This is a genomic window from Streptomyces sp. MB09-02B (genome assembly GCF_033794485.1).
In the GTDB taxonomy this organism is placed as follows: Bacteria; Actinomycetota; Actinomycetes; order Streptomycetales; family Streptomycetaceae; genus Streptomyces.
Window position 1 is genome coordinate 1 of record NZ_JARGEE010000432.1, and the last position, 7,125, is coordinate 7,125.

5 protein-coding genes and 1 pseudogene are annotated in these 7,125 nt (G+C 71.9%); 3 read left to right on the plus strand and 3 right to left on the minus strand.

The genetic code is table 11. The features are described 5' to 3' along the window. Positions 1 to 36: 36 nt before the first annotated feature. A complete protein-coding gene (locus tag P1P70_RS36990) occupies positions 37 to 657 on the plus strand; it encodes a GNAT family N-acetyltransferase (RefSeq protein ID WP_319245589.1) in 621 nt (206 codons plus the stop codon). 100 nt (positions 658 to 757) lie between these two features. On the opposite strand, the gene P1P70_RS36995 is transcribed toward P1P70_RS36990, so the two are convergent. Next, the gene (locus P1P70_RS36995; protein WP_319245580.1) at positions 758 to 1,804 is read right to left on the minus strand and encodes a glycoside hydrolase family 5 protein; all 1,047 of its coding nucleotides are present in this window, start codon (positions 1,802 to 1,804) and stop codon (positions 758 to 760) included. Positions 1,805 to 1,940: 136 nt separating this feature from the next. After that, positions 1,941 to 3,191, minus strand: a complete 1,251-nt coding sequence (locus tag P1P70_RS37000) for a DUF2993 domain-containing protein (protein ID WP_319245582.1) — start codon at positions 3,189 to 3,191, stop codon at positions 1,941 to 1,943. Between the two features lie 204 nt (positions 3,192 to 3,395). Between P1P70_RS37000 and P1P70_RS37005 the strand changes: the two genes are divergently transcribed. Continuing rightward, positions 3,396 to 4,727, plus strand: a complete 1,332-nt coding sequence (locus tag P1P70_RS37005) for a cytochrome P450 (RefSeq protein ID WP_319245584.1) — start codon at positions 3,396 to 3,398, stop codon at positions 4,725 to 4,727. A gap of 292 nt (positions 4,728 to 5,019) precedes the next feature. Further along, complete coding sequence (locus P1P70_RS37010; protein WP_319245586.1) at positions 5,020 to 6,618, plus strand: AMP-binding protein; 1,599 nt, start codon at positions 5,020 to 5,022, stop codon at positions 6,616 to 6,618. 13 nt (positions 6,619 to 6,631) lie between these two features. Here the strand turns inward: P1P70_RS37010 and P1P70_RS37015 are convergent. Next, positions 6,632 to 6,964: pseudogene (locus tag P1P70_RS37015) on the minus strand (cytochrome b); the annotation flags it as partial. Between the last annotated feature and the right edge of the window lie 161 nt (positions 6,965 to 7,125).

Here is a 7,125-nt window from a genome sequence, read left to right on the forward strand (position 1 = left end):
GTTGTGGGGGCGGGCGACACCGCGCAGGATGTTGCGATGACCCCGCCTCCCGCAGTCCGTCCGTACCGGCCCGAGGACCTCGACGCCGTCCACGACATCTGCGTCCGCACCGCCCACAACGGCGGCGACAGCCGTCCCTTCTACGCGGACCCCGACGTCTTCCCGGCGACCTTCGCCACCCCGTACACCCACCTGGAACCGGAGCTGGCCTTCGTCCTCGACGACGGCGGCGGCCGGGCGGTCGGCTACATCCTCGGCACCGCGGACACCACCGCCTTCGTCGCGGACTTCCGAGCGAAGTGGCTGCCCCTGGTGGCGGAGCGCTTCCCGGTGCCCGTCGGCACGACGCCCGGCCCCGACGCGGCGATCGTCCGGCTCCTGCACCACCCCGAGCGCATGATCCTGCCCGAACTCGTCCCGTACCCCGCCCACCTGCACATCGACATCCTCCCCGCCTGGCAGGGCCGGGGCCACGGCCGGGCCCTCATGCGCACCTTCCTCCGAGCGCTGCGCGACAGAGGGGTCCCGGCCGTCCACCTCTCGATGGTCACCGCCAACACACCGGCGCGCGCCTTCTACGACCGCCTGGGCTTCCACGAGATCGAGGTACCGGACCCCGGCCCGGTGACCTGTCTCGGCCGTACGACACAGGACTGACGGACCGTCCGCGGCGGCTCCCTCATCGTGGACACCACGTCGGGGAGTCATCCGACATCGATGTCGGACGACTCCCCCGCGTGTCCGGTGCGTGGTGCCGCTACTTCTGCTTCCAGGCCCAGTGCAGCCGGTCGAGGCCGCTCTGGTTGTTGACCTTCAGGCTCAGCCGGGTGCCCGTGCCCTGGAGGGTGGTGAGGGAGTAGGTGTCACCGTTGCGCAGACCGGGCCAGTAGACCGAGCCGAGGCGCAGCTCCCGGATGATGTCGGTCGCGGCCTGGATGTAGGCGACCTCGTTGGACCCGTTGACCGGACCGTTGTAGTCCAGGCCGGTGGTCATGGAGGCGCCGAACTCGTCGAGGATGGTGCGCGAGGCGCAGGTGCCGATGCGCTCCTTGAAGTCCGCCTTCCACTGGTCGACGCTGGTCCAGTCGGTGTGCCAGAAGCCGTAGTTGTGCAGGGCGATCCGGGTGCCGTTCAGCCGGCTGTCGGCACAGATCGGCTTGACGTCCTCGCTGTACTTGAAGCCGCCGATGAGGACCCGGTCGCGGGGGATCGAGCGGTGGGTGACCAGCCAGCGCGCGGCCACGTCCCGCCACTCCTCGGAGGTGTAGCCGAACGGCTCGTTCATCGGCTCGAAGTACACCTTGCCGTTGCGGCCGTACGCGGTGGTGATCCGTGCCCACATACGGTCCCAGGAGGCCTGGTCGTCGATCTTGCCGTCCTTGGCGTTGTCGGCCTCCCAGTAGCCCAGGATGACCTTGAAGCCCTTGGCGGTGGCGGCGTCGATCGCGGCCCGGTACGACTTCCAGAAGGGGCCGTTCACGGAGGTGGGGTTGACCGGCAGGCGGACCGTGTTGGCACCGAGCTTGGCGAACCCCCCGACGATCGCCCGGGACTTGGCGTACGTCGTGGCGTAGTTGTCGCTGGTGGACAGGCCCGAGGGCACGACCGCGTCGTCGGCGTAGTTGTCGCGCGGGTCGGCCCAGTTGACGCCGCGGAAGTCACTGACCGGCGGCGGCGAGGCGTGGCGGGAGGCGGCGGCTGCGGGAGCGGCGGACGCGGGGGAGGCGAGGACTCCGCCGAACGCCGTGACGCCGGCCAGCGATGCCGCGAGGCAGGCTGTCCCGCGATGGTTCTTTCGTGGCACCAGATCCCTTTCTGGGCAGTTGCGTCCGCGAAACCCGGCTGCGCGGGTCGGCGGCTCTGTGGCTCCCGCAAAGTAGAAGAGATCTCGAACAGAGGTCAACACATCTGCACACCAAATTTCATCAAGAAACACAGAATCACTGGCCGCCGAAGGCCAGTTGCGACCCGGTGAGCCGGACCCGGATGCCGTCCTCCTCCACGCGTACGTCGCGCAGCCGCACCTCCCCGCGCTCCGGCTCCGGCAGTTCGAAGGAGAGGGACAGCCGGTCGGCGAGTGCGGGCCGGGTGAGCCTGGACAGGGCGTCGAGGAGGTCGGGATCGAGACCGAGACCGCGCAGTACGGCCGGGTTGTCCAGGGCCAGATCGATGAGGTTGAGGTTCTGCGCCTGGCGGGCGAAACGCGGCGATCCGGTCAGTCGGGCGAGCTTGCCCTCGTCGACGAGGGCCGCCCGGGCGGTGGCGTCCGACACCCCCAGCCGCCGCACGATCGCCGGCACCGACAGCAGGGCCTTCGCCCTGCGGGTCTCCCGCGCGAGGTCGGCGGAGGCCTTCGGGGTCAGGTGCAGACCGTCGGAGGCGCCCGTGCCGGGGCGGAACGTGGCCAGGTCCCCGATGTCCAGGCGCATGCCGCCGATCTCCGTGGCGATGCCCCGCTCGCCCTGCCGCTGGATCGTGGCCTCGGCCCGCAGCCGCAGATCGCGGCCGGCGACCGGCAGGGTGCCACGCGCCCGTACCCGGTCACGGCCCTCGCCGGTGAACGTCACCTGGGACGCGCCGAGTTCGCGGTTGAGATCGGCGAAGGACAGCAGCACGTCACCGTCGAGCCGTGGGACGTGGGCGCCGCGCACCGACGTGAGACCCTCGGCGTCCAGCCGCACGTCATGAGCCGTCGCCGACACCTTCGCCAGCGACACCCGGTCGGCCGCGACGTCCGGCACGGTCAGCCGCACCGACTCCAGCCGCTTCCCGGCGAGTTGGGTGAGGAACGGGAAGCCGCCGATCTCCACCTCGGGCGCAGCGGCCAGGTCCAGCCGGTCCTGGAGGGCGTCCGCGGCCCGATGCTCCGCGTACAGCACCGCCCACCGGTCCGCGAGGCCGGCGAACGCGGCGAGGACCACCAGTCCCACGACCCCCTTCACCGCGAGCGGCAGCCCGGCGAACCGTCCCCGGCGCCGCCGTCCGCCCCGCCGGTGCACGGGCGGGGACCACTCCGGTTCCTGCTCCTCCTCGCCACCGCGTCCGGTGGTGTCCGCGTCGAAGAACTCCTCCAGGGAGGTCACTTCCAGCGGGCCGTCGTCGAGGGCGCCGAGCTCCTCGTAGGGGTTGGGCGGCGCGTCGGGGCGATCGTCGGAGGACTGATGCGGATCTGTGCGGTGGGGGGAGCGCATCGCCTCATCCGAACATGTCCCCCACCCCCGCCCGCAACCTGAACCCCGGGTATGCGATGTAGTTCACGATCGCGACGCGGGGTCATGAGGGCAGCCCGCCGCGGGCTCGCGCCGGTGCTGACCGACTGTCACCGGCGGTGCCCGTTCCCGTACAGTCCGTGCTGCCAGTCCGTGTTGCGAGCAGTCGACCAGGGGGGAAGACCCATGGACACCGAAGCCGGCCCCGGCTCCCTTCCGCACGTGCCACGGGCGGGGCGGCCCGTGCCCGAGGCCGATCCGGGGCTGGTGGCCCGGTGGCGGTCGGACGGCGGCGAGCTGATCGACCTGCTGACGCTGGTGCGCCAACGGCTCGGCGGGGTCGCGGCGTTCCGCCTCGGGCCCACGCCCACCGTCCTCGTCACCGACCCGCAGGCGGTCCGGGACGTCCTCGTCCTACGGCCGGAACGGTACGTCAAACGCTCGCACCGCGCCCGTCTGCTGATCGGCGACGGCCTCCTGGCCGCCGACGGACCGGCGTGGAAGCGGCAACGCCGTTTGCTGCAGTCCCAGTTCACCGCCACCGGGATGCGCCACTACGAACAGCGGATCACCGCCGCCGCCCGCACCACCGCGGCACGCTGGGACACGTACGCCCGGACGGGGCAGACCTTCGACCTCGGCCAGGAGATGCGCCGCTTCGCCCTGGACACCATCTGGCGCTCCCTCACCGGCCACCCCCTGGACGACGAGACCCAGCGCGAACTGGCGGCCGTGGAAGCCGTCGGGGCCGCCCTGCCGGCCCTGCCCGCCGACGCCGACAAGGCCAGGGAGGCGGTCGCAGCCGACCTCGCGCGTATCGACGCGGTCGCCCGGCACGCGATCGACGCCGCCCGCGGCGGCGAGGCGGGCCCCCACGGCCGGGGACTGCTGCACGTTCTCACCGACGCCTCCGCCGAGCACCCCGAGTACACCGACCGGCTGATCCGCGACGAGTTCGTCACCCTGCTGGCGGCCGGTCACGAAACCACCGCCACCACCCTGACCTGGCTGTACCTGCTCCTCGACCGGCACCCGGAAGCCCGCGCAAAGGCCCTCGCCGCCGGCGACGAGGACTCGCCGCAACGCAGGCAGGCCGTCCAGGCCCTGGTCCACGAGACGCTCCGCTTCTACCCGTCCGCCTGGATCCTGGCCCGCCACGCCGCCGAGGACGACGTCCTCGGCGGTCACACCGTCGAAGCGGGCTCCGACCTCCTGGTCTGCCCGTACCTCACCCACCGCGATCCCGCCCTGTGGGCGGACCCCGAGCGCTTCGACCCTGGGCGCTTCACCTCCCCGGGCGGCCGCCCCGCCCACCCGGGCGCGTACTTCCCCTTCGGTATCGGACCTCGCGCCTGCCTCGGCCTCCAGTTCGCGCTGCGTGAGTCGACCGTCCTCCTCGAACACCTGCTGCCGGCCCACACCCCGGTCTTCCACGCCGAATCCCCGAAGGCCGTCCACGGCATCACCGTCCGTCCCGACGGCCCCACTCCCATCAGCCTGGAACCGCCGCAGGACTGAAGAGGCGTTCCCCTCCACCGAGGGCCGACCGCGTCAACTCATGCGCCTGACCCAGGAGTTCGGAGGCGCCGAGGCGATCGCCGGTGACGGCCCGGTCGCGCCCCGCCGCCGTGCCGTTCGAAGTCCCGCAGGTCGAGCCGGTCGCGGTCGCCGTCCACCCGCAGCACCGCCCCCGCCGCCTCGGTAGGGGCCCTGACGCGCGAATTCGTCACGGACTCGCCTCCCGCCTCGCCCCGCGGCCCGGGTCGACGGCGTAGCCTGCGGCGGGCCGACGCCTGACGAGGAGCCGCTCGTGACCACTTCTGATGCGACGAGACCCCACCCGCGCAACTCGGGCCTGCGGGTGGACCTCAACCCGGCCGCCGCCGTCGCGCGCATCGCCCGCTACGAGGGCACGTCCGTCGTCGTCCGCTACCCGGGCGGTGACCTCACCTACGCCGAACTCGACGACCGTGCCGCCCGCCTGGCCACCGTCCTGGCCGACGGCGGTATCGGCGACGGGGACCGGGTCGCCCACCTCGGCCTCAACAGCAGTTCCTTCCTCGTCACCCTGCTGGCCGCCCACCGGCTGGGCGCCGTCTTCGTCCCGGTCAACTTCCGACTGGCGGTGGCCGAGTCGGAGGCCGTTCTCGTCCGCAGCGGCGCCACCGCCCTCGTCTGCGAGGAGGGGCACCGGGAGAGCGTCGACGAGATCCGCGACCGGACCGCCCTCGCACGGTTCCTCCTGGTGGACGACGACCCCGAGGCGCCGACCGGGGGCGCGGCGGGCTGGGAGTCCTGGGCACGCCTCCTCGACGCCGCCCCGCCCACGGCCTCCGTGGCCGCGAAGTCAGCGGACGACCCGGCGATCCTGATGTTCACGTCCGGCACCACCGGTACACCCAAGGGCGTCCTGCTCACCCACGGAAACGTCTGGTGGAACGGGGTGAACGTCGACCTCCGACTCGACACCCGCCGCGGCGACGTCACCTATGCCGCCGCCCCGCTCTTCCACATCGGCACCCTGAACAGCTTCGTGATCCGGACCCTGGTGCGCGGGGGCACGGTGGTGATCAGCCGCGGGTTCGATCCGCGGAGGTGTTTCGACGACCTGGTCACCCATCGGGTCAACTCCATGTTCGGCGTCCCCCAGATGTTCGCCGCCCTGGCGAGAGAGCCTGGTCTGTTCGACCGGGACCTGAGCCATCTGCGGTCGATCGTGGTCGCGGGCGCACCGGTACCGCCCTCGCTCATCGAGCTCTACGCCCGGCACGGTATCCTGCTGCAGCAGGCCTGGGGCCTGACCGAGACCGCCCCGTTCGCCACGCACCTGCCGGTGGAGCGCACCCTGGAGAAGACCGGGTCGGCGGGCATCCCCATGCCGTTCACCGAGGTCCGGGTCGTCGACGTGGTCACCAACACCCCCCTGGGGCCGGGCGAACCGGGAGAGATCGTCGTACGCGGCCCCAACGTCACCGCCGGCTACTGGAACGACCCCGAGGCGACCCGCGCCGCCTTCGACGAGGAGGGCTGGTTCCACTCGGGCGACGTCGGCCACCTCGACGGGGAGGGTTGTCTGTACATCGTCGACCGGCTCAAGGACATGATCATCAGTGGCGGCGAGAACGTCTACCCCGCCGAGGTCGAGCGGGTCCTGGCCGCCGTGCCGGGAGTCGTGGACGTCGCCGTCGTCGGCATCCCCGACGAAGAGTGGGGTGAGACCGTGCAGGCGGTCATGAGCGTGGACGGCACGTCGGAGATCACCCTGGACGCCCTGCACACCTACGCGGCGGGCCGGCTGGCCCGGTACAAGCTGCCCACACGCCTGACCATCGTGCCGACCGTCCCGAGGAACGCCTCAGGGAAGCTGGACAAGGCCGGCGTCCGGCGCCTGGCCCAAGAGGCGGACTGAGCACGGCTCCCGGTCAGAGCATGCGGCCCAGCAGGTGGTCGCGGTCGACCAGTTGGTGTTTGAGCACCAACCCGACATGGGCCGCGAGAGCCGCGTAGAGGACGAGCTGGGCCGCGATGTGGAGGGGAAGCAGCTCCTCGCCCGAGAGCACCAGGGCGATCCCCGTGACCGGGACGGCGAACGTGACCGTGTAGAGGGTGGTCTCGGTGGCGTGGGCGAGGCGCCGCTCCGCCGCGGTGAGGGCGGGCGCCCACGGAGGCAGCGGCGTGGCCAGGCGCCAGGCGAGGCGAGCGGCCCCGAGGAGGAGCACCGTGGCGCCGAGCACCACATGCGCGGTGAGCAACGCGTCGTCGCCGAAGGGCTCGTAGGCGTCCTCCCCGCCCCGGCCGCGCCCGCGGCCGGGGCGGGGAGGACGCCTACGAGCCCTTCGGCGACGACATGTCTGTTATAACCATCTCCAAGCCCAAGGACCAGGACAGAAACTGGGAAGATGACGTGACAGTCACA

What these genes read in the sequence shown, in the direction of transcription:
- P1P70_RS36990 (WP_319245589.1), top strand. Translation starts at nt 37, where the DNA reads ATGACCCCGCCTCCCGCAGTCCGTCCGTACCGGCCCGAGGACCTCGAC.
- P1P70_RS37000 (WP_319245582.1), bottom strand. Translation starts at nt 3,191, where the DNA reads ATGCGCTCCCCCCACCGCACAGATCCGCATCAGTCCTCCGACGATCGC.
- P1P70_RS37005 (WP_319245584.1), top strand. Translation starts at nt 3,396, where the DNA reads ATGGACACCGAAGCCGGCCCCGGCTCCCTTCCGCACGTGCCACGGGCG.